The following is a 21966-nucleotide window of genomic DNA, read 5'->3' as shown; positions in this document are numbered from 1 at the left end:
AATTTTTAAATAAGTATATTCACAATAAAATTTTTCAGTTTAGTATCAATAAAAAGCATAAAATTATCATTGATATTAAATTAGAAAAGTAAACTGATTTTTTACTAGAATTCATTAATATTGACATTACTAGTAGGGAAATATATAATATAAAAGTAAAACTGTAAATTAGTTAGTGAGTAATTACTATATAAAATTTGAAATGCACAAAAAAGGGGGTGCAATAATTATGTTTATGACTTATCAACCAAAAAAGAAGCAAAGAAAGAAAGAGCATGGCTTTAGAAAAAGAATGAGTACTTTATCTGGAAGAAATGTTTTAAAGAGAAGAAGACTAAAAGGTAGAAAAAGATTGACAGCATAAGGGCCGCTTTTGTGGCCTTTTTCTGTAATTGCAAGAAAAAGTAGTAGTTTTTAAGGAGCATTAGATTTTATATGAAAGAAGACAAAATAAGAAAAAATTCTGAGTTCAGAACTGTCTATAGGAAAGGAAAATCTCTTTCTAATCACCTTTTAGTATTGTACACATTTAGAAATTTTAAAAATAAAGATATTAATAGAATTGGCGTATCGGTAAGTAAAAAAGTTGGAAAGAGTGTTATAAGGAGCAGAGTAAAAAGATTAATAAGTGAAAGCTATAGATTGAACAAAGAATCCTTAAAAAAAGGTTATGATTTCGTATTTATCGCTCGTATTAACTGTAAGGATAAAAATTATAAAGAAATAGAAGCTTCTTTAAAAAATCTGTTTAAAAAGGCAGGTTTATATTGAATATGAAGAAAATAATATTATCAATGATAAAATTTTATAGAAAATATATATCACCTTTAAAAAGACCCTGTTGTAGATTTTACCCAACCTGTTCTCAGTATGCAATAGATGCAATATCAAAATACGGTGTCTTAAAGGGAGGATATATATCAATTAAAAGAATTTTAAGGTGTAATCCTTTTAATGAAGGTGGATATGATCCTGTTAAATAAGAATATAGGAGGCTTGGACTTTGTTTAAAATCAATTTCTTAAATGATTTATTTGTTAATTTCTTTCAGGCAATAAATCGTTCAATATTAAATATTATTCCAAATAACAATGTATCGTATGGCTTATCTATAATAGTTCTTACAATTATAATAAGAATGATATTGTTACCTTTAAATGTTAAACAAATTAAATCCTCATTGATGATGAGTAAAGTTGGTCCAGAAGTAAAAAAACTTCAGACTAAATACAAAAGTGATCCGCAAAAATTACAACAGGAAACGATGAAGTTGTATAAGGAAAAAGGTGTTAATCCTTTAGGCGGTTGTTTACCATTATTAATACAATATCCTATACTTATAGCATTATACTATGTATTTTCTACTTTAGCGATAAACGGCATTGGCTTTTTATGGATTCATGATTTATCTAAATCTGCCACTATGTCTGATTGGACTAGTTGGATACTTCCAGTTATATCTGGTGCTACTACATATTTTTCAGGTATGCTAATGTCGTCAACTGCTGTAGACAAGGCTCAGGCAAAACAAACATCAACTATGAATATAGTTATGTCTATAGTTCTTTTCTACATGAGTTTAAGATTTAATGCAGCATTAGTATTGTATTGGGTAACTGGTAATATAGTACAAATACTTCAAACTACATTAGTTATGAAAATGGTTGCAAATAAAATTAATAATGAAGAAAATGAAAATAAAATTGCAGCAGAAAGTAGTGTTACTATAGATAATAAAGATATTGTAAAAAATAAGAGAAATAAAAAGAGGAATTCAGATAAAATCAATAATAATTAAGTTTAATTTACTGAGGGGGGGTCCTGCGGTATGAATTTTATTGAAATGACTGGTAGAACCATAGAAGAGGCAAAACAAAATGCTATCAGTGAATTAGGAGTTACAGAAGATAAAGTAGATGTTGTAGTTATTGATGAAGGACGCAGGGGACTTTTAAGTATTATCGGTAAACGACCTGCAAAGGTAAAGGTAACAGTTAAAAGGGATTATTGCGAAAAAGCTGAAAATTTTTTGAAAAATATTTTTGATGCCATGGGAATTGATGCAGAAATTAAAATTAAAGAAATTAAAGACAAGATAAAAATTGAAATTATAGGTTCCAATATGGGAATATTAATAGGATATAGGGGTGAAACTTTAGACTCACTTCAATATCTTGTGAGTTTAGTTATAAATAAAGAACATGATGGACAATATAAGAGAGTGATTATCGATACGGAGAATTATAGAACCAAAAGAGAGGAAACATTAAAAAAGCTTGCAATAAGGATGTCACATAAGGTACAAAAAAGTAGAAAAACTATAAAATTTGAACCAATGAATCCTTATGAGAGAAGGATAATTCATTCCGCATTACAGAATAATAGGAATATTAAAACTTATAGTGAGGGTGATGAACCCAATAGATATGTTGTAATTGATTTAAAGAAAGCCTGATGGCTTTCTTTTTAATTATTAACTGGTGTGAGGCATCTTCAAAGAAATAACTAGTTAGTATGCTAGTCTATTTTGTATCATACTGCGTCAACAGAACCTTCTGATAGCACCACTATCATCAGAACCTGTTTCCTTGGATGATTCAAAATATTGGTCGCATCTTTGACTTGTTATTTATTTTCAGATGACTAATTAGAGAGGAGGAAATGGTAAGTTTATTTTCTTACCAATATTGTATGAAAGAATTTGATACTATAGCAGCAATAGCAACAGCTTTAGGTGAAGGCGGAATTTCTATAATTAGAGTTTCTGGAAATAATTCAGTAAAAATAGTAAATAGTATTTTTATACCTAAAAATGGAGGTAATATTCTAGATATTAAACCTTATACTATGAGATACGGTAATATAGTTCAGCTAGAAACTAAAGAAAATATAGATGAAGTTATTGTAAGTTTTATGAAAGGTCCTAAAAGTTTTACAGCTGAAGATACTATAGAAATAAATTGCCATGGAGGTATCTTTTCAACTAAGAGAGTCTTAGATGAAGTTTTAAAGGCTGGTGCGAGAATTGCTGAGCCAGGTGAATTTACGAAAAGGGCTTTTCTAAATGGAAGAATAGATCTTAGTCAGGCAGAGGCAGTTATGGATATAATAACTTCAAAAACTGATATAAGCATGAAATCAGCTGTTATGCAGTCAGAAGGTAAGCTTTCAAGAGAAATTAATAGTTTACGGGAAAAATTATTAGAATTAATAGCTCATATTGAAGCTACAGTAGATTATCCAGAAGAGGATCTTGAAGAGTTAACTTCTGAAAATACAATTGTGAAGTTAAATGACATATTATTAGAAATTGCAGAATTAATTAATTCTGCAGATGAAGGAAAAATATTAAGAGATGGTTTAAATACTGCTATAGTTGGTAAACCCAATGTAGGTAAATCTTCATTGCTAAACGCTTTGTTAGAAGAAAAAAGGGCTATTGTTACAGAAATTGAAGGAACTACCAGGGATGTAATAGAAGAGTATATAAATGTTTCAGGTATTCCTATAAAGCTTATTGATACCGCTGGAATACGTGAAACTAATGATATTGTAGAGAAGATAGGAGTAGAAAATTCTATAAAAAAAATAGATGAAGCCGATCTAATAATATTCATGTTAGATGCAAGCAGAAGTTTAGAAGATAAAGATTTAGATATAATAAAACATATTAATGGTAAAAAATATATTATTCTATTAAATAAGACAGATTTGCCTAAAAAAATAAAAAATGAAGATTTTAAAGATTTATCTTCGAAATATATAATAGATATATCTACAAAAACAGGTTTTGGTATAGATAAATTAAAAGATATAATTAAAGAATTGTTTTTTAATGGAGAAATAAAATATCATGACTTAATTATTACAAATACGAGACACAAAGCAGCTTTAATTAGAGCAAAGTCTAATTGTGAAGATGCTGTAAATGCTTTAAAAAACACATCGGCTATTGATCTAGCATCAATAGATATAAGAAATGCTTGGTATAATTTAGGGCAGATTACTGGAGATACTCTAGAAGAGGATTTATTAGAAAAAATATTTAAAAATTTTTGCTTGGGAAAGTAGGTGATTTAATTGATAAAATATATTGCAGGTGATTATGATGTAATAGTAATTGGAGCTGGTCATGCAGGTTGTGAAGCTGCTTTAGCGGCTGCCAGAATGGGTGTTAAAACTCTTATATGTACTATGAATTTAGATAGCATAGCTATGATGCCATGTAATCCTAATGTAGGTGGAACAGCTAAGGGTCATTTAGTAAGAGAGATAGATGCATTAGGTGGAGAAATGGGAGTTAATATTGATCATACATTTATTCAATCTAAGATGCTAAATTTATCAAAAGGCCCAGCAGTTCACTCGCTTAGAGCACAGGCTGATAAGAGAAGATATTCTGAGAGAATGAAAGAAGTATTGGAAAGACAGGATAATTTATATATAAAGCAGATAGAGGTTGTAAGTATTGATATTAAAGATAGCAAAGTAAAAGGGATTCTTACTAAGAATGGTGCCTATTTTTCAACAAGAACTGTTGTTTTAGCTACAGGTACTTATTTAAGATCTAGAATAATAACAGGAGAGATTAATTATAGTGGTGGACCAAGTGGATTATTTCCTGCTAATGAATTATCACAAAGCCTTATAGATTCTGGAATAGCATTAAGAAGGTTTAAAACCGGTACTCCAGCCCGTATTAATAAGAGATCCATAGATGTATCAAAAATGATAGAGCAACCTGGAGATAATAAAATAATTCCTTTTTCATTTATAAGTGATAATCTTGATAGAAAACAAATATTATGTTATTTAACTTATACTAATGAAGAAACTCACGAAGTTATTAGAGAAAATATAGATAGATCTCCTTTATATAATGGTAGTATTAAAAGTGTAGGACCTAGATATTGTCCATCTATAGAGGATAAAGTAATGAGATTTCCTGATAAAAATCAGCATCAAGTATTTATTGAACCAGAAGGTGAGAATACTAATGAAATGTATGTTGGAGGAATGTCAAGTTCACTACCAGAGGAAGTACAAATAAAAATGATTAGAACTGTAAAGGGACTTGAAAATGCTGAAATACTTAGAACGGCATATGCTATAGAGTACGATTGTATAGATCCTACTCAATTGAAATTATCATTAGAATTTAAAAATATCAATGGATTGTTTGGAGCAGGACAATTAAATGGAAGTTCGGGTTATGAAGAAGCTGCTTGTCAAGGCATTATTGCAGGAATAAATGCTTCATTAAAGGTTAAAAACAGAGAGCCTTTAATTCTAAGTAGATCAGATGCCTATATTGGGGTATTGATAGATGATCTCGTTACTAAGGGAACAAATGAACCTTATAGAATGATGACATCAAGATCTGAATATAGACTTTTATTAAGGCAGGATAATGCTGATATAAGATTGACAGAAATCGGAAAACAAATTGGCTTAGTTTCAGATTATAGATATGAAAAATTTATAAATAAAAGAGATTCTATACATAAAGAAATTAACAGATTAAGAAAATTACAAATTACAAATAAAAAAGAAAATAATGATTTTCTTGAAGGCATAGGATCTTCTACTTTAAAAAAGCCTATAAGTTTATATGAACTTATAAAAAGGCCTGAGCTTAATTATAATATGATTAAATTTTTAGATTCAGAAAGACCAAATTTGTCCGAAGATATAACAGAAGAGGTTGAAATAGAAACTAAATATGAAGGCTATATTGATAAGCAGTTAGAGCAAGTAGAACAATTTAAAAAATTGGAAAATAGGCTTATACCAGAAGATATAGATTATCATAAAGTAAAAGGAATAAGAGTAGAAGCAATTCAAAAATTAGATAAAATGAGACCAATAAGTATTGGGCAAGCTTCTAGAATTTCAGGGGTATCACCAGCAGATATATCAGTTTTAATGATATATCTTGAACAATACTTTAGACAAAAATTAGTATAAACTTTATTCAAAGTGGAGGTAAAATGAAATATTTTGATTTAATGGATAGTGCTTGTAAAAATGAAGGCTTATTTTTTGATGAAAAGCGGTATAATAAGTTTATAAAGTATAAAGAATTGATTCAGGAATGGAATGAAAAAATAAATCTTACTGCAATCACTGATGATGAAGGGATAATAAAAAAGCATTTTATTGATTCAATAAAGATATTTAGGTTCGATTTTTTAAAGAATGCAAAAAATATCATTGATATAGGTACTGGTGCAGGCTTTCCAGGTATACCTATAAAGATTATTAATGAAAGTATAGATGTAGTTTTGTTAGATTCTTTAAATAAAAGAATTAATTTTTTAAATGAAGTTATAAATAAATTAGAACTTCAAAATATAAGAACTATACATGGGAGAGCAGAAGACTTTTCTAAAAAAATTGAATATAGGCAAAAATTTGATATTGCAACTTCAAGAGCTGTAGCTAATATGACGGTTTTAAGTGAGTTTTGTATGCCTTATGTTAATATAGGGGGATATTTTATAGCTTTAAAAGGACCTTCTATTGAAGAGGAGATACTGGAGGCTAAAAATGCTATTGGAACTTTAGGTGGAAAGTTAGAGGATATAATAAAAGTAGAAATTGAGGAAAGTGATTTAAAGCATAATCTTGTCATAGTTAAAAAGATAAAAGAAACACCAAAACAATTTCCTAGAAAAGCAGGAACAGTCACTAAAAGACCATTGAAATAATTGTCGAATATATTATTATAAAAAAAGAAGGATTTTGTTAAGATATGAAGAAAATAACCATAAGGAAATATATGAGGGATGGTTTGCTATGATTAATAATATAGTTAATATAAGTGTAGAATTGATATTTGCTAATACTTATCAACCAAGAAAATATTTTGATGAAAATTCACTTAATGAGTTAGCACAATCAATAAAAAGCTATGGTATAATACAACCTTTATCAGTAAGAAAAATAGAAGAGAATAAATATGAATTGATAGCCGGAGAACGTAGATTTAGAGCAGCTAAAATAGCGGGACTTAAAGTAGTGCCAGCTATGATAATTGATATTTCTGATAGGGAGTCGGCTGCTATAGCCTTGTTAGAAAATCTTCAGAGAGAAGATTTGAATTTTATGGAGGAGGCAGAGGCATATTATAATTTAATTAAGAATCATGACTATACTCAAGATCAACTTGCCATTAGTATTGGTAAAAAACAATCCACAATATCAAATAAGCTTAGGCTTCTTAAACTTAATAAGTCTATAAGAGATATTATTCTACAAAATTCTTTAACAGAAAGACATGCAAGGGCATTATTGAAATTACCTGATGAAGAGTTTCAGAAGAAAATATTAAAAGTCGTCATAGATAAGCAACTTAATGTAAAGAAAACTGAAGAGCTTATAGAAAAGGAATTAATTAAATTGGAAACAGTTGAATTAGCTTCTGATGGTAAAAAAAGAATAAAAGGAATATTTAGTCCAAGAGTGTATATTAATACTATAAAACAAGTTTTTGATAAATACGGTATAAGTGCTAATTACAGATCAAAAGAATTAGATGAATTTATAGAAGTTACAATTAAAATACAAAAGAAGTAATGTTTCACGTGAAACATTACTTCTTTTGTATTTTATTCATATAATATAAATTTTATATAATGATTATCTCACAAAAAGTGTATTTAATAAAAAATATATACTATATATGGTGAAGATCTTACATCGAAACCATTATAGATGGTATAGTGGAAATTAGTTTATAGATTTTTGTGGTTTAATCATATTATATAAATAATATAAAATGTTACAATATAAAATTTATAAAAAATTAATTAGCATTTTCTAAATAAGTTAAAAATAATTATATAGTGGAATGTTAAATTTTATTTTTCAGATATTTTATAGAGAGCCTGTAATACCACAATTGGTAATTTAAATATATATATAAAATTTTTAACTAAACAATGCAATTTTAGAGTAACTTATATTGAGTGTTTATACAAAAAATTATAAATCTTTAATGTACAAACTACATATTACGAAGTTACAGATGTGGTACTAATTCAATTGACATTATATTTATCCGATGACTACCCTCTCTAATACTCCCATCGCACTCTGTGAAAGCGATTCACGCAAAATCTAAGATTTTGGTTCTTTGCTTGCACTCTGTGAAAGCGACCAAATACAAAATAAATTTTGTTTTGTCTGCTTTTCGTAAAGTGGGAGTAAAGAGTGGCTACGTCCCTGGATAGTGATTTGCCCTAAAGGACAACAATTTCTAAGTATCATAATACCGATACTAAGAAATCTGTTAGTAAGCATCAGAGGTCATAAGCAAAAACTCCAACTGATGCCAAGAACTTTATTTATGTACATATTAATTTTAGTTTCTAGAATATCTCAAAATTATGTTTAAAAAATTATGACTAAAAGCTGGAAGGATGTGATAAGAAAATGTATTTTCTAATTAAATATTTTTTAACATATAAGTTTAGGTTTATAAAAGATTAAAAAGCCCTATACAAATAGAAGAAGTATTTTTGTATTTAATTTATAGATTTATTGGTAAAATAAATTTTGCTTTATTAATAATACAGAATTTATTAATAACGGAGCTCTAAAAATTTTTAAATTTAATGGATATTTAGTGCAAAAAGCAAAAACTCAATAATAAAAAAATTCTAATATTCATATTTAAAATATGTTTAGATATTTCATTCTTATCATTTGAACTACTCCAACTTAAAAAAACAGTAAGAGCTTCCTGCTTCCAAGAGTTCGTAATCTACACTCTCCACAGGCTTGAAATACCCTTGCAGCAAGGGTATTGTGCAATATCGTATATATACATTGAGCCTTTAATATTTTGCGTAGGAAAGGCATAGCCTGGTTTCCACATTTTCGTATTATCCCTACAACATTATATATAAAATAATATTAATTATATAAATATTATTAATATAAATAGTATGAGATTATTTATATTAAGGTACTATCCATATCTATCCTATGGGGGATTGGAGAATTTGGCACATTAGATTAAAAAGCTATGCATTCATATATTCTAGTTTAAAATTAATATTATTAATTTTAAACTAGAATATTACAAGGTTAAAAATTAATATTTTTTCAATAGCTATTTAAATATAAATTTTGATTTTTTTATAAATGTTTTATGAAATGTATTTAATAAGTTTAACTATGAGATTATAATAATAGTAGTATGTAAATTCAAAGCATTATAATAAGAATTCAAGTAATTGTAGAAAGAGGTGAATTTAGTGAAAGTAATAAGTATATTTAATCAAAAAGGTGGGGTAGGAAAAACTACTACTAATATTAATCTTTGTTCATACTTAGCTATGAAAGGTTATAAAATTTTAACAATAGACATAGATCCTCAGGGTAATACTACTAGTGGTCTTGGAATTGACAAAATTAATATTAAAAGATCTGTATATGATGTAATGACAGAGGATATTTCATTAAAAGATGTTATATTGAAATCTCAACTTATTGAAAATTTATATATTGCTCCATCTACACTAGAACTTGCAGGTGCAGAAATTGAAATTATAGAAATGGAAAGTAGAGAATCTATTTTAAAGAACAAAATTAATGAATTAAAGGATGAATATGATTATATATTTATCGATTGTCCACCGTCATTAGGTTTATTAACCATTAATTCTTTATGTGCCTCAAGTAGTGTATTAATTCCTATACAAGCTGAATTTTATGCATTAGAAGGAGTTGGACAGCTTGTAAATACTATTCAATTAGTAAAAAAATCATTAAATAAAAATTTGGAAGTAGAAGGAGTTATACTTACTATGTTTGATAATAGAACTAAATTATCTAATGAAGTATGCAAAGAAGTAAATAAATATTTTATAAACAAAGTGTATAAAACCACTATTTCTAGAAATATTAGACTTGCTGAAGCGCCTAGTTTTGGACTTCCTATTTTCTTATATGACGATAAATGTAAAGGTGCAGAATATTATAACACCTTAGCAGAAGAATTTCTCACTAGACAAGAGAGGTGATAAATATGAATAAAAGAGGTGGATTGGGTAAAGGATTAGGTGCATTGATAAATCAAAATGTGTTGGAAAATATAGAAGATGATAATAAAGTTGTGAATCTAATTCCTATAAATTTAATAAAACCAAACAATGATCAACCTAGAAAAAATTTTGACGATGAAAAAATTATAATGTTAGCTCAATCTATTAAGCAACATGGAATTATTCAACCACTTATATTAAAAAAAATAAATGATTTTTATATTATTGTTGCAGGAGAGCGTCGCTGGAGAGCTGCAAAAAGCATAGGATTGAAGGAATTGCCAGCAGTAATTATGGAATTATCTAATAGAGATTTGTTAGAGGTATCTTTAATAGAAAATATACAGAGAGAAGATTTAAATCCAATAGAAGAAGGTCTTGCCTACAAAAAATTACTTGAAGATTTTGACATAACACAGGAAGAATTAGGCAAAAAAGTTGGTAAATCAAGAACGGTTATTACAAATTGTATTAGATTATTGAATTTAGATAAAAGAGTTCAGGAATATTTAATAGATGCTGTTATATCAGAAGGGCATGCACGGATTATACTTAGTGTTGAAAATAATGATTTACAATATGAAATATCCCAAAAAATAATAGATGAAGGCTTAAGCGTTAGGGAGACGGAAAGACTTATTAAAAGTTTGCAATTAAATAATAAGAATAAAGTAACTAAAAAAAATAATGACGAAAACGTTAATGTTTACATTAATGATGTAAGAAATAAATTAGAGGGTATTTTTGGAACAAAGGTAAATTTAAAAAATAAAAACAACAAGGGAAAGATAGAAATCGAATACTATTCAAATGATGATCTTCAACGAATACTAGATATATTAAAAATTTAAAGATGTTTCACGTGAAACATTTTTAAATTTTAAAAGAAAGGATGGGGCAAATAAACAAATGCAGACTATAATTGAAATATATAATAATTTAAGTATATACATAGTAGGTATTTTAATAATAATAATAATAATCTTATTGTTATTATCTTTTGTTAATATAAAAGCTATTAATAGATTGGAAAGTAAATATAGGAAATTAACGAGAGGAGTAGAAAATAGTAATCTACAAGAATTAATAGAATCATATATGGATAAAATAGATAAAATAGATAATGAATCAAAAGTAGTTAAGAATTTATATGAGGATATTCATGAAAAAATAAATAAATGCTTACAAAATATATCAATAATACGATACAAAGCTTTTGAGGATGTTGGTAGTGATTTAAGCTTTTCTGTTGCTTTACTTGACAATAATAATGATGGAGTAATTATAACAAGTATATATGGAAGAAATGAAAGTACTACTTATGCAAAACCTATCGATAAGGGAATATCCAGATATGACTTGTCAGATGAAGAAAAACATGTACTAAAAGATGCAGTAAGTAAAAAATAAAATTTTTACTATAAAATTTAAATATTATTAATAAAAACCTCTTAATGGGAAATAATACCCATGGGAGGTTTTTTATATGAAAATTTGTGTTTCAGATGAATTAATGTATGTAAAAATTGAATTAGAGAAGAGAGGATACGAGATATTAGAATGGAATCATAAAGAAAATTGTGATGCTTTAATATGTAATCTAAAAAGTGGAGGTCTAACTAATTTCATACATGAAAGCAATGTTAAGAAAGAAGGAATATTGATAATTGATATGGGAAGTAAATCTATAGATGAAATAGAGTACATACTCAATAATAGAATATACTCATCTATAATATAATAAAAGAAATTATACAGATAGTATGACAAATTACTTTTATTATAAAAAAACCACTTATTTTTAAATTTTATCTTATATATAATTTAAAAAAAGTTTTAAATTAATTTTTACTATACTACTTATACTTGTCCCAATGCAAAATCTTCACTTGTATAGTATATATTTTATTAAATATACTTTTTGAAAGATAATTAAGTATATAAGTTTAAAATTGAAACTATATTTGATAAGTTTTCTATAAGCTTTGATAAAACTATTTATGTCTTTACAATACAACATATAGTAGCTAAATAGTTACAATTTGATATATATGCTGCAACAAATTATTTTGGTTAATAAACAGTTATTTTATATAAATACTATCTATTAGCTGCAAAAGTATAATTTTAATTGCAACATATATATTCTTTAATTTGTATATATGTTGCAATTATTTATAAAAATTATTTATAACTATATATAAAATAATAAAGTATGTGTATGTAGTTGTAAATTATTATTCATCATAAAATATCTATATTAGTTAAATGTTTTCTATTTAAATGTTATTGAATAAATGTAAATATTAATTAAAATCTATATAAATTAAATAATAGAATTTATACAAGACCTCTATTGTTGGAGATAATATTTTTTTTACCACCTATAGTCTTGATAATAGAATGGTAGATTCCACTTGATATAATATCTGCTAAATGCATTACTACATATAATCTAGTATTTTGAAGTACCATAAATTCTAGTGCACCTGCAATGTTTACTATACCAGTTATACTTAAATCACCTATTGGGGGAAGTTTTTTATTCATAGCAGCTCCAGGAATTACTGGTTTATTTTCTATTATAATTTTACCTACATTTTGTATATTACCTAGACAAGCATCTACTGCTATTATATATGGATTTTTATATGTAGATTTTATTTTATTTACAGTATCACATAAATTTTTAGCATGTATTGGACACTCTAAGTTTCCATATATAAATATATGATCTCTTATAAGAAAATTAAGTTTATCACCAACTAAAGGACCTAAGGAATCTCCTGTAGATCTATCAGTTCCAATACACAATAATATTATGGGTCTTTCTTTAATAACAGACAAAATTTCTTTAGATAATATATCTCTAACCTTAAATACGGAGTTGCTTTCCATTGAGTCAATTATTACCTTATTTATCATAAAAAAACCTCCTTTTTTAGAATTTTAACCAAAAGGAGGTTTTTTATACTATAAGGATTCTATAAGGCATCAACACTTTTTAAGATATTATAAAAAAGGATTAAAAACATAAGGAAAAATATTCCTGATACCCCATTTGCCTCCAAGCCTATAAATAATGCAGCTAATGCAGCAACTGGATGAATACCAAGTGTAGATGATACTATTTTTGGTTCAATAATTTGTCTTATTACAGCAACTAAAGTATATGCTATAATAAGGCCAAAAGCTGTAAAGTAATTTCCACTGAAAAGATAAATTACGGCAAGAGGAAGATAAATAATACCTATTCCTATTATAGGAAGTATATCACAAATTGCAGTTATTATACTTAATAAAATTGCATAATTTACCCCTAATACTAAGTAAGCTATTATAGTCTCAATAAAAGTTATTCCTATTATTATTACATAAGATAATAAATAATTACCAAGCATTTTTTTTATTGATTCTATTATATACAGTATTCTTTCAGTTTTGTTTGTAGGTATAACTTCAATAAATTTGTTTTTAGCAGAAGAAAAATCTTTGGTAAAAAAATATGTAGATATTAAAGTAAAAATTATTACCATAGCTATATATGGAATATAAGATATAGAAACTAAAATAATTGACATAATTTTACCGGAAACATTTAATGTAGTTGACAGTGTTTTAGTTGAAAAATTAGAAATATTTGTATCAATAGTACTTATTATAGCTGGATCTAGATTTTTGTAATACTTTTGTAAATTATTTATTGAATATGTAATTCTAGATGTATTTTGAGATAGATACATCTGTATATTCTTTGTAAGAAGAATAATTTCATTAGTTATTGTATTAATTCCCCACATTAAAAAAATTATAATAATAGCTGAAAAAACTGATGTTGTTATTAAAGCAGCTATAGAGCTTTTTAGATTAAATTTTTTTATGAGAAAATTTGTTGGTTTCTGAAGAATAAATGCAAAAATTAAGGCCAAAACAAAGGGTATTGTATATTTCAATGTATTAAAAAAAGTAATAAATAGAATTGAATAAATTATTACAAAAATTACAATTCTATCAAGCTTATCTAATATTTTTTCCAAATTTAAACATCCTTTCGTCCTAATTGTAAATACTTATAATTTATTAAGTAAAGGTAATTGATAAATAATATTTTAAACTATTGATATAATTAATTAAAATGTTTCATCATCAAAATATTAGAATTAAAAAAATCATAAAAACCATATCCTATAAAGATTAAACCAGCACATACTGTACCCCACATTAAAAGAGAAACTGTTTTATGAGAGTTATTTTTACCTAATAGATTAAAGCCTCTTAGGGCAAGAAAATTTAAAAGGGCAAACCATGAAATCATGCCAATTATTATGGAAATAATAAAAATATAATAGCAAGTTTTATTTATATAATACCAAGATCTTATGACAGTACCACTTAAAGTTAGCCATATGGATGGTGTCATTGGATTTGATACTGTTATAAAAAATCCAGCCACAAATGGTAAGGAGGAAAGATTTAGATTTTTCATAAATTTAGATAAAAAAGTTTCATTGCCACCTTTACGTTTAATTGAATTATAACCTATGAAAGTTAATATTAAACCTGATATAATCCAAAATAAGGATTCTGTTTTTTTATTACTACTTAGTATATTTGCAAGACCACAATTTATTAGCAATAAATATAAAACATCTGCACTTAATGCACCTAATGATACTGTAAAACCTTCTTTAAAACCCTTGGAAATAGTTCGTCGTATTGATTCTATACCAGCAGGCCCAATTGGAATTGAAAGGATAAAACCTGTACTAATTCCAAATAATACTGCCTTAAATATTAATAGAAATAATTTCATAATATACCTCATTAAAAATTAATTACATAATATAATTATATTTTTAATAGAAAAAATAATTATATACATATTATAACATATTAATTGATATGGGCGTAATATGTTACTGATGTAATAATTATATTACATTGTATTTTTATATTAAGGATTAAATATATATGCAAGCAATAATTATTTCCAGCAATGGAAATGAGAGAAACACCTAATTTTACTTACTTTTGAATTAAAAGATTTTGTGGTATATTATAATAAAAAATACAAAGGCAGTTGAAATATTATGGAAAAATTACAGGGCTTTGGGACTGTTAAAGTAGATTTAAATAATGGTGGTATAAAAGTAGGAAATATAAATTTAAATCTATATAATGGTATGGTAATAGCATTAAAAATATTCATTATTATAGTTGTTATGTATATAGCGGTGAGAATAGGCAGAGCCATAATTGATAAAGCAGTGAAAAAACACATTGAATCTAGATTTTCTACAGATGATAAAAAATCTAAAACTATAGGTGCATTGTTAAAAAGTTTATTAAAATATGGAGTGTATTTTGTAGGAATTATAGCTATATTAAATGTTACTGATTTATTTGGGAATATAAGTATAACTTTTGCTAGCATTGGTGGAGTTGCTATTGGTCTCGGTTCTCAAAGCATAATTAAAGATGTTATTAATGGATTTTTCATTATTTTTGAGAATCAATTTTCTGTAGGAGATTACATAGATTTAGATAATAAGGGCGGCATAGTAGAGAGCATAGAACTTAGAGTTACAAAGATAAGAGATTTTAATGGTGACTTACACATAGTACCTAATGGACTTATTACCAAAGTAACTAATCATTCAAGAGGATCAATAACTATTACGGTAGATATATGTATAGATTATAGTGAGAAAACAGATAAGGTTATAGATGTAATGAACAGAGCTTGTGATAAATTTAGTCAAACATCTGGAGATGTAGTAGAGAAACCAAAAGTGATTGGTATAATTTCTTTTTCACCAAGTGGTATGAATATCAGAGTAGCTGGTAAGGTTAAGCCGTCAACTCAACTACAGAATGGAAATAGGCTTAGAAAATTTATAAAAGATGAACTAGATGATTCTAACATAGTTATTACTAGTAACGTAAAACAAATTATTATTAAGGAGGAAAAAAATGAATAAAAATTTTGAATTAGGGGATATTGTAAAAATGAAAAAGCAGCATCCCTGTGGTACAAATGCTTGGGAAATAATAAGAACTGGTGCAGATATAAAAATCAAGTGTACAGGATGTGGAAGGATAGTTATGCTTCCAAGAAGCAAGTTTGAAAAGGATATGAAGTCAGTTATTGAAAATAATAATACTGCCAATGAATAAACTACTTGTAAATCGTTAGTAGTTGTGGTATTATATATTGATGTAATCCCTGCTATGCAAAATGCATAGCCGTTAGTCCGGGGGGAGGAGGTGAATCTAATGAGAAAGTATGAAACTTTATTTATATTGAATCCATCATTAGAAGAGGACACTGTTAAAGCTAATGTTGAAAAGTTTAAAGGTGTTATTGAAAATGGTGGTGGAACAGTAGATAATATTGATTCTTGGGGCAAGAGAAAACTTGCTTATGAAATAGACAAAGTTAATGAAGGATATTATACATTAATAAACTTCAGTGCTGATTCCGAATTACCAAAAGAATTAGATCGTATTTTCAGAATTACTGATGGTGTTATAAGACATCTAATAGTAAGAGATGAAAAATAATTTTAAATGGTGGTGTAAAGATGAATAGAGTTGTTTTAATAGGCAGACTTACTAAAGACCCAGAGCTTAAGTTTACTCCGGGAAGTGGTAATGCCGTTGCCACCTTTACTATAGCGGTTGATAGAAGAATGCCTAATAGAGATGGTGTAAGGGAAGCGGATTTTATTTCCATAGTAGTATGGGGAAAGCAAGCTGAATCTACAGCTAACTATATGAGTAAGGGTAAGCTTATAGGTATCAGTGGTAGAATACAAACTAGATCTTATGAAGCTAAGGATGGCAGCAGAAGATATGTTACCGAGGTAGTAGCTGATGAAATACAATTCCTTGAATGGGGAGGCAATAAATCCTCAGCACCAAAGGACGAATTTAGATCTAATTCTACAGGAGATATGAACGAATCAGATATCGGAGCAGATATAACTCCAATTGATGATGGTGACATACCTTTTTAAATTTTTAAGGTAAGGAGGAGAATAAAATGAGTAGAGAAAATGGAAATAGTAGAGACGGAAGAGATGGAAGAGATTCAAGAAAAGGCGGTCCAAGAGGCAGAAGAATGAAGAGAAAAGTTTGTTCATTCTGCATGGATAAAGCTGATCATATAGATTATAAAGATATTAATAAATTAAGAAAATATATCACAGAAAGAGGTAAAATTCTTCCTAGAAGAATTTCTGGAAACTGTGCTAAACATCAGAGAATGTTAACTGAATCAATTAAGAGATCAAGAAATATAGCTTTACTACCATTCACAACTGAATAAAAAATTAAGCTCCTGATTTTTCAGGAGCTTAATTTTTTATCCTAAATTTGTTCAGTAACCTTTAGACGTATCTACATAGCTATACAGTTACACAAAAAAAATTTAAGAAAAGACTTAATGGTATTAATGTTTTAATGAACTATTTCGTAGATTAAAGTTTATATAATTAAATTAATTGATAAATTTATGTGCAAACTAATGAAATTTTAAAATAAATTAAATAATTGCCAATATATATTAAATAATGAAGGATATTGGACAAAATTTAGTATATATAGTTGCATTTATCAAGCATAGGAATATAATAATAATGTAAATAAACTTATTAAATTTTATTTGATATCTTAGAAGTGGAGAGTGATTGTATTAATGGACAGTGGACCCAACCATAATTATAAAATATTAAAATTGAATAATTAGAGGAAGAGTGTACATACATTAATATTTTTTGTAATGCATTCTTCCTAAAAAGGAGGATGTATTATGGAAATGAACAGTTTTTATTTAAGTAGAGTCCTTGGAAGAAAAATTCTAACTAGAGATCGAAAAGTAGTTGGAAAAGTTAAGGATTTAGGTATAAGAAATCAACTTAAGACTCCTAGAGTTGAAGCTATAAAAGTAAAAACTTCTGATGGTATTATATTCATAAGTTCAAAAAATATATCCATAAATAAAGAGGATGGACAATATGTTATAATATGTGATGAAATTAAGAATAGCGATTCTAAGGACATAATGTTTTTAGCACATCACGTGTTAGATAAACAGATTATAGATGTAAATGGAAGAAAAGTTGTGAGGGTAAATGATATACGTCTGGCAAATTTAGTATCAGGAATTTTTATAGTTGCTGTAGACATTGGAACAGAAGGTGTACTTAGAAGAATTGGAGTTGCAAAGCCACTTATGAAGATGGGATTAAAGGTATCCAATAAACTTATATTGTGGAATGATGTAGAAACTATTTTTAGTTCAAATGAAAACATTATGCTTTCTAAAACTTATAATAAATTATCTATTTTACATCCATCTGATTTAGCTGATATCATTGAAGATTTTGATGGAAATACAGGAATGAAGATTTTTTCCAGCTTGGATAATGCAAAAGCAGCAGATGTATTAGAGCAAATGGAAGAGGATGCACAACTTAATTTAATAAATAATTTATCTACTGATAAAGTAGCAGATATATTGGAAGAAATGCCAGCAGATGAAGTAGCAGATATTCTAGATGGTTTAAGTGAACATAAGGCAGAAGAACTTCTGAATAACATGGAAAAAGAATCTTCTGATGAAGTAAGAGAACTTATGGAGTATGAAGATAATGAAGTAGGAAGTTTAATGTCTACTGAATACATTTCACTTAAATCAGATTTGACTATAGAAGAGGCCATTAATATACTTAGAAAATTAAAACCAGAAGAAGACGAAATGTATTGTATTTATGTAGTAGATAATAATAATAAACTTATAGGAACCTTATCTTTAAGAGATATTATTATATCTGATTCAAAGGATAAGTTAGATAATATAATGAATAGAAATTTTGCCTATATACTTGATAAAGATGACATACATGAGTTAATAAAAATAGTTTCTAAATATAATCTTCTTGCTGTTCCTATTGTAAATAATGAAATGAATCTTTTAGGTAATGTCATTATAAATGATATAATATATGAACTTTTAAAGACTAAAAGAAGAATAGGATAAGACGGGAGGAAATTAAAATGGAAGCTAATAAGAAAAATACTCTTATGGGTAAAATTATCCTATTTCTTGGTATTTTAGGACCGGGAATTATTACTGGAAGTGTGGACAACGATGCAGGAGGGATAACTGCTTATTCTATAGCAGGTGCAACTTATGGTTATAAATTGTTATGGACATTAATACCTGCCTTTATTGTACTTCTTGTAGTTCAAGAGATGAATGCACGAATGGGTATAGTTACAAAGAAAGGTTTGGCAGATTTAATAAGAGAAAACTTTGGTGTAAAAATTACTTTTTTTATATTTTTAGGGCTTATAATAGCAGATATAGGAAATACGGCTACTGAGTTTGCAGGGGTGGCTGGAAGCATGCAGGTTTTTGGAATATCAAAGTATATATCTGTACCATTAGGGGCAATACTTGTATGGTTTATGGTTGTTAAAGGTACTTATAAGTCTTCAGAAAAGATATTTTTAATATTTAGCGTATTTTTACTATCATATATAGTTTCTGCAATAATGGCTCATCCAAATTGGAATGAAATAGGTACATCTATTGTGAAGCCATCTTTAGATATAAATGAAAATAGCTTGAGTATGGTAATAGGTATAGTAGGTACTACTATAGCTCCATGGATGCAATTTTATATGCAATCTTCTGTAATAGAGAAGGGGATAAAGATTGAGGATTATAAATTTGAATTATGCGATGTAATTATAGGATGTACCATTACAGTGGTTGTTGCCTTTTTTATAATAGTAGCTTGTGCAGCAACTTTACATGTAAAAGGTATTTCAATTAATGAAGCTAAAGATGCTGCTGTGGCATTAAAGCCTTTAGCAGGAAATTTTGCTTCGGAAATATTTGCATTTGGATTATTAGTGGCATCTATATTTTCAGCAACTATACTCCCGTTGGCAACGGCTTTCTATATATGTGAAGCCTTTGGGTTTGAAGCTGGTATAGATAAGACTATGAATGAGGCACCACAGTTTTATATATTATTCACTGCAATAATGGTAATTGGTGTAGTAATAATATTAATACCTGGAGCACCTCTTATTAGAATTACTTTATTAACTCAGGTGATTAATGGAGTGCTTTTACCTGTGGTTTTAATTTGTATGATGCTTATGGTAAACAATAAAGAAGTTATGGGTAAGTATGTTAATAAAAGTTTAGCTAATATAATTGGTTGGGGAACTATTGGTATTTTAATAATTCTCACTTTCATATTGACCTTTGGACCTTTATTTAAAAAAATTTTATAAAAAGTTTAAAATAAATGGCCTGTTAATATAGTTAAGGCTATTTATTTTTTTGTATTTTTAAGTCATAATAAATAATATGAGGAAGTTTGATAAGTCTTAAGAGACTAAAGAGGTGGGACCATGTTTTTAGATATAAAACTTAATGGAGATTCCCCTATATATTTGCAAGTAAAAAACTATATAAAAGACATGATATTAAAAGGAATGTTTCAAGGTGGAGAAAAATTACCTTCTACTAGAGAATTATCTATAGTGCTTAAAGTAAGTAGAAATACAATAATAACAGCCTATGAGTTCTTAGAAGATGAAGGATTTATATGCATAAAAAAGGGAAAAGGAACCTTTATAAATGAATTACATCTAAATAAGCAGGAAAAATGGTGCTTAGATTGGAGTAATAGAATAAATAAATATGCTGTAAGTTCAGAAAAATTGGATATTATGAAACATGAGCTTCAGTATAAAAAAGGAATGATATCTTTTAAGAGCATAGCACCAGATGAGAGTTTGTTTAATATTGAAGATTTTAAAAGAGCATTTTTAAATAGAATTTCGTTAGAGGGAAACAGACTCCTGAATTATGGATATGCTAAAGGGTATAAGCCGCTTATAGATGAGTTACTGGTCTACATGACTAAAAAAGGTGTAGATATAAAAGATAAAGATATATTGATTACTAATGGATTTACAGAGGGCTTTGATTTAACATTAGCTTCACTTACTAATGAGGGGGATACTATATTAACTGAAAATCCAACTCATAATACAGCTATAAAACTTATGAAGCTTCATGGATTAAATATAATAGGAATATCCATGGAGGAAGATGGTATGAATGTAAATGATCTCATAAGTAAGCTTAATGCTAACTGTAATGTAAAACTGGCATATATTATACCTTCTTATCATAATCCCACAGGAATCGTTATGTCATCTCAAAAAAGGGTGGAAATTTACAATATTTTTAAGAAATACAAAATCCCTATAATTGAAGATGGATTTAATGAAGAATTGAGATATTCTGGATCTCATATTGCCCCAATAGCTGCAATTTCAGGTGAAGGTAACAGCGTAATATATGCGGGAAGTTTTTCTAAGATTCTGTTCCCTGGTATTAGAATTGGATGGATATTAGCTGATAAAAAACTAATTTCAGTAATGGAGAGTGTAAAGAGAAGCAGAAATATACACACTTCTTTTTTAGATCAGGCAGTTTTTTATGAATACCTGAAAGAAGGTAGTTTTGAGAAGTATCTTAAAAAGGTTAGGAGAGAATATAAAGAAAAATATAAATTTGCTGTACAGTGTATTAAAAAATATATACCTTGTGAATGTATATATGGTGAAGGAGGAATTCACTTATTTATAAAGCTAAAGGAAATTAATTCAAGAGAAGTTTTAAGAAAATGTTATTCCAGAAATGTTATTTTTACAGCAGGAGATATTTTTTACGTGGATGAATCTGGGAAAGATACTTTTAGGTTGGGGATTGGAAGAAATACGAAAGAACAAATAGAGGAAGGTTTTAAAATTATAGGAGAGGTCATAAAGGATATGACATAAACTACCATTGAAGTATAGTGTAAATATTTAATATAAT

The 21966-nt window shown here is 27.4% G+C and carries 24 protein-coding genes; 21 read left to right on the top strand and 3 right to left on the bottom strand.

Annotation, left to right across the window (positions count from 1 at the left end):
* Nucleotides 1-229 precede the first annotated feature (229 nt).
* The 13 genes from rpmH to CLOPA_RS23145 all read left to right on the top strand — a co-directional run bounded on the left by rpmH (nt 230) and on the right by CLOPA_RS23145 (nt 11793).
* Nucleotides 230-364, top strand: coding sequence for a 50S ribosomal protein L34 (rpmH, locus tag CLOPA_RS23205; protein ID WP_015617851.1), 135 nt, complete (start codon nt 230-232; stop codon nt 362-364).
* A gap of 71 nt (nt 365-435) precedes the next feature.
* Entirely contained in the window at nt 436-771 is a 336-nt protein-coding gene (gene rnpA / locus CLOPA_RS23200) for a ribonuclease P protein component (RefSeq protein ID WP_015617850.1), read from the top strand.
* Between the two features lie 2 nt (nt 772-773).
* Nucleotides 774-983, top strand: a complete 210-nt coding sequence (gene yidD / locus CLOPA_RS23195) for a membrane protein insertion efficiency factor YidD (RefSeq protein ID WP_015617849.1) — start codon at nt 774-776, stop codon at nt 981-983.
* 20 nt (nt 984-1003) lie between these two features.
* Entirely contained in the window at nt 1004-1798 is a 795-nt protein-coding gene (gene yidC / locus CLOPA_RS23190) for a membrane protein insertase YidC (protein WP_015617848.1), read from the top strand.
* 30 nt (nt 1799-1828) lie between these two features.
* A complete protein-coding gene (gene jag, locus CLOPA_RS23185; protein ID WP_015617847.1) occupies nt 1829-2455 on the top strand; it encodes an RNA-binding cell elongation regulator Jag/EloR in 627 nt (208 codons plus the stop codon).
* A 236-nt stretch (nt 2456-2691) separates the two neighbouring features.
* Nucleotides 2692-4071, top strand: a complete 1380-nt coding sequence (mnmE, locus tag CLOPA_RS23180) for a tRNA uridine-5-carboxymethylaminomethyl(34) synthesis GTPase MnmE (protein WP_041711073.1) — start codon at nt 2692-2694, stop codon at nt 4069-4071.
* 9 nt (nt 4072-4080) lie between these two features.
* Complete coding sequence (gene mnmG / locus CLOPA_RS23175) at nt 4081-5967, top strand: tRNA uridine-5-carboxymethylaminomethyl(34) synthesis enzyme MnmG (RefSeq protein ID WP_015617845.1); 1887 nt, start codon at nt 4081-4083, stop codon at nt 5965-5967.
* 23 nt (nt 5968-5990) lie between these two features.
* Entirely contained in the window at nt 5991-6710 is a 720-nt protein-coding gene (gene rsmG, locus CLOPA_RS23170; RefSeq protein ID WP_015617844.1) for a 16S rRNA (guanine(527)-N(7))-methyltransferase RsmG, read from the top strand.
* A gap of 88 nt (nt 6711-6798) precedes the next feature.
* Nucleotides 6799-7578: a nucleoid occlusion protein gene (gene noc, locus CLOPA_RS23165; protein ID WP_041711684.1), complete on the top strand. Its 780-nt coding sequence runs from the start codon at nt 6799-6801 to the stop codon at nt 7576-7578.
* Between the two features lie 1685 nt (nt 7579-9263).
* A complete protein-coding gene (locus tag CLOPA_RS23160; RefSeq protein ID WP_015617842.1) occupies nt 9264-10031 on the top strand; it encodes a ParA family protein in 768 nt (255 codons plus the stop codon).
* 5 nt (nt 10032-10036) lie between these two features.
* Nucleotides 10037-10903, top strand: a complete 867-nt coding sequence (locus CLOPA_RS23155) for a ParB/RepB/Spo0J family partition protein (protein ID WP_015617841.1) — start codon at nt 10037-10039, stop codon at nt 10901-10903.
* A gap of 58 nt (nt 10904-10961) precedes the next feature.
* A complete protein-coding gene (locus CLOPA_RS23150) occupies nt 10962-11462 on the top strand; it encodes a DUF4446 family protein (protein WP_015617840.1) in 501 nt (166 codons plus the stop codon).
* Nucleotides 11463-11538: 76 nt separating this feature from the next.
* Nucleotides 11539-11793, top strand: coding sequence for a YkuS family protein (locus tag CLOPA_RS23145; RefSeq protein WP_015617839.1), 255 nt, complete (start codon nt 11539-11541; stop codon nt 11791-11793).
* Nucleotides 11794-12392: 599 nt separating this feature from the next.
* Here CLOPA_RS23145 and yyaC read toward each other — a convergent pair.
* The 3 genes from yyaC to CLOPA_RS23130 all read right to left on the bottom strand — a co-directional run bounded on the left by yyaC (nt 12393) and on the right by CLOPA_RS23130 (nt 14865).
* Nucleotides 12393-12977: a spore protease YyaC gene (yyaC, locus tag CLOPA_RS23140; protein WP_015617838.1), complete on the bottom strand. Its 585-nt coding sequence runs from the start codon at nt 12975-12977 to the stop codon at nt 12393-12395.
* Between the two features lie 59 nt (nt 12978-13036).
* Nucleotides 13037-14089, bottom strand: a complete 1053-nt coding sequence (gene ytvI / locus CLOPA_RS23135) for a sporulation integral membrane protein YtvI (protein WP_015617837.1) — start codon at nt 14087-14089, stop codon at nt 13037-13039.
* 89 nt (nt 14090-14178) lie between these two features.
* Nucleotides 14179-14865, bottom strand: coding sequence for a LysE family translocator (locus CLOPA_RS23130; protein ID WP_015617836.1), 687 nt, complete (start codon nt 14863-14865; stop codon nt 14179-14181).
* 277 nt (nt 14866-15142) lie between these two features.
* Between CLOPA_RS23130 and CLOPA_RS23125 the strand changes: the two genes are divergently transcribed.
* The 8 genes from CLOPA_RS23125 to CLOPA_RS23090 all read left to right on the top strand — a co-directional run bounded on the left by CLOPA_RS23125 (nt 15143) and on the right by CLOPA_RS23090 (nt 21929).
* Nucleotides 15143-16033, top strand: a complete 891-nt coding sequence (locus CLOPA_RS23125; protein ID WP_015617835.1) for a mechanosensitive ion channel family protein — start codon at nt 15143-15145, stop codon at nt 16031-16033.
* Complete coding sequence (locus CLOPA_RS23120; RefSeq protein ID WP_015617834.1) at nt 16026-16229, top strand: DUF951 domain-containing protein; 204 nt, start codon at nt 16026-16028, stop codon at nt 16227-16229. The genes CLOPA_RS23125 and CLOPA_RS23120 overlap by 8 nt, the downstream gene beginning before the upstream one ends.
* A gap of 99 nt (nt 16230-16328) precedes the next feature.
* Nucleotides 16329-16616: a 30S ribosomal protein S6 gene (gene rpsF / locus CLOPA_RS23115; protein WP_015617833.1), complete on the top strand. Its 288-nt coding sequence runs from the start codon at nt 16329-16331 to the stop codon at nt 16614-16616.
* A 20-nt stretch (nt 16617-16636) separates the two neighbouring features.
* Nucleotides 16637-17071 (top strand): single-stranded DNA-binding protein, encoded by a 435-nt coding sequence (locus CLOPA_RS23110; protein WP_015617832.1) that lies wholly within the window; start codon nt 16637-16639, stop codon nt 17069-17071.
* A 26-nt stretch (nt 17072-17097) separates the two neighbouring features.
* Nucleotides 17098-17382 carry a 30S ribosomal protein S18 gene (gene rpsR, locus CLOPA_RS23105; RefSeq protein ID WP_015617831.1) on the top strand — a complete coding sequence of 95 codons (285 nt, stop codon included), beginning with the start codon at nt 17098-17100 and terminating at the stop codon, nt 17380-17382.
* Between the two features lie 483 nt (nt 17383-17865).
* Nucleotides 17866-19095, top strand: a complete 1230-nt coding sequence (locus tag CLOPA_RS23100) for a magnesium transporter (RefSeq protein ID WP_015617830.1) — start codon at nt 17866-17868, stop codon at nt 19093-19095.
* A gap of 17 nt (nt 19096-19112) precedes the next feature.
* Nucleotides 19113-20366 (top strand): Nramp family divalent metal transporter, encoded by a 1254-nt coding sequence (locus tag CLOPA_RS23095; RefSeq protein ID WP_015617829.1) that lies wholly within the window; start codon nt 19113-19115, stop codon nt 20364-20366.
* 120 nt (nt 20367-20486) lie between these two features.
* Entirely contained in the window at nt 20487-21929 is a 1443-nt protein-coding gene (locus CLOPA_RS23090) for a PLP-dependent aminotransferase family protein (protein ID WP_015617828.1), read from the top strand.
* The last annotated feature ends 37 nt before the right edge of the window (nt 21930-21966 follow it).

This window comes from Clostridium pasteurianum BC1, assembly GCF_000389635.1.
Taxonomy (GTDB): Bacteria; Bacillota; Clostridia; order Clostridiales; family Clostridiaceae; genus Clostridium_I; species Clostridium_I pasteurianum_A.
Note: the sequence above shows the minus strand (reverse complement) of the source record. Positions and strands in the feature narration are given on the sequence as shown.

Bases quoted from the DNA above. Each gene is read 5' to 3' on its own strand.
- rpmH (WP_015617851.1), top strand. From the start codon at position 230: ATGTTTATGACTTATCAACCAAAAAAGAAGCAAAGAAAGAAAGAGCAT.
- rnpA (WP_015617850.1), top strand. From the start codon at position 436: ATGAAAGAAGACAAAATAAGAAAAAATTCTGAGTTCAGAACTGTCTAT.
- yidD (WP_015617849.1), top strand. From the start codon at position 774: ATGAAGAAAATAATATTATCAATGATAAAATTTTATAGAAAATATATA.
- jag (WP_015617847.1), top strand. From the start codon at position 1,829: ATGAATTTTATTGAAATGACTGGTAGAACCATAGAAGAGGCAAAACAA.
- mnmE (WP_041711073.1), top strand. From the start codon at position 2,692: ATGAAAGAATTTGATACTATAGCAGCAATAGCAACAGCTTTAGGTGAA.
- rsmG (WP_015617844.1), top strand. From the start codon at position 5,991: ATGAAATATTTTGATTTAATGGATAGTGCTTGTAAAAATGAAGGCTTA.
- noc (WP_041711684.1), top strand. From the start codon at position 6,799: ATGATTAATAATATAGTTAATATAAGTGTAGAATTGATATTTGCTAAT.
- CLOPA_RS23155 (WP_015617841.1), top strand. From the start codon at position 10,037: ATGAATAAAAGAGGTGGATTGGGTAAAGGATTAGGTGCATTGATAAAT.
- CLOPA_RS23150 (WP_015617840.1), top strand. From the start codon at position 10,962: ATGCAGACTATAATTGAAATATATAATAATTTAAGTATATACATAGTA.
- CLOPA_RS23145 (WP_015617839.1), top strand. From the start codon at position 11,539: ATGAAAATTTGTGTTTCAGATGAATTAATGTATGTAAAAATTGAATTA.
- yyaC (WP_015617838.1), bottom strand. From the start codon at position 12,977: ATGATAAATAAGGTAATAATTGACTCAATGGAAAGCAACTCCGTATTT.
- CLOPA_RS23130 (WP_015617836.1), bottom strand. From the start codon at position 14,865: ATGAAATTATTTCTATTAATATTTAAGGCAGTATTATTTGGAATTAGT.
- CLOPA_RS23125 (WP_015617835.1), top strand. From the start codon at position 15,143: ATGGAAAAATTACAGGGCTTTGGGACTGTTAAAGTAGATTTAAATAAT.
- CLOPA_RS23120 (WP_015617834.1), top strand. From the start codon at position 16,026: ATGAATAAAAATTTTGAATTAGGGGATATTGTAAAAATGAAAAAGCAG.
- rpsF (WP_015617833.1), top strand. From the start codon at position 16,329: ATGAGAAAGTATGAAACTTTATTTATATTGAATCCATCATTAGAAGAG.
- CLOPA_RS23110 (WP_015617832.1), top strand. From the start codon at position 16,637: ATGAATAGAGTTGTTTTAATAGGCAGACTTACTAAAGACCCAGAGCTT.
- rpsR (WP_015617831.1), top strand. From the start codon at position 17,098: ATGAGTAGAGAAAATGGAAATAGTAGAGACGGAAGAGATGGAAGAGAT.
- CLOPA_RS23100 (WP_015617830.1), top strand. From the start codon at position 17,866: ATGGAAATGAACAGTTTTTATTTAAGTAGAGTCCTTGGAAGAAAAATT.
- CLOPA_RS23095 (WP_015617829.1), top strand. From the start codon at position 19,113: ATGGAAGCTAATAAGAAAAATACTCTTATGGGTAAAATTATCCTATTT.
- CLOPA_RS23090 (WP_015617828.1), top strand. From the start codon at position 20,487: ATGTTTTTAGATATAAAACTTAATGGAGATTCCCCTATATATTTGCAA.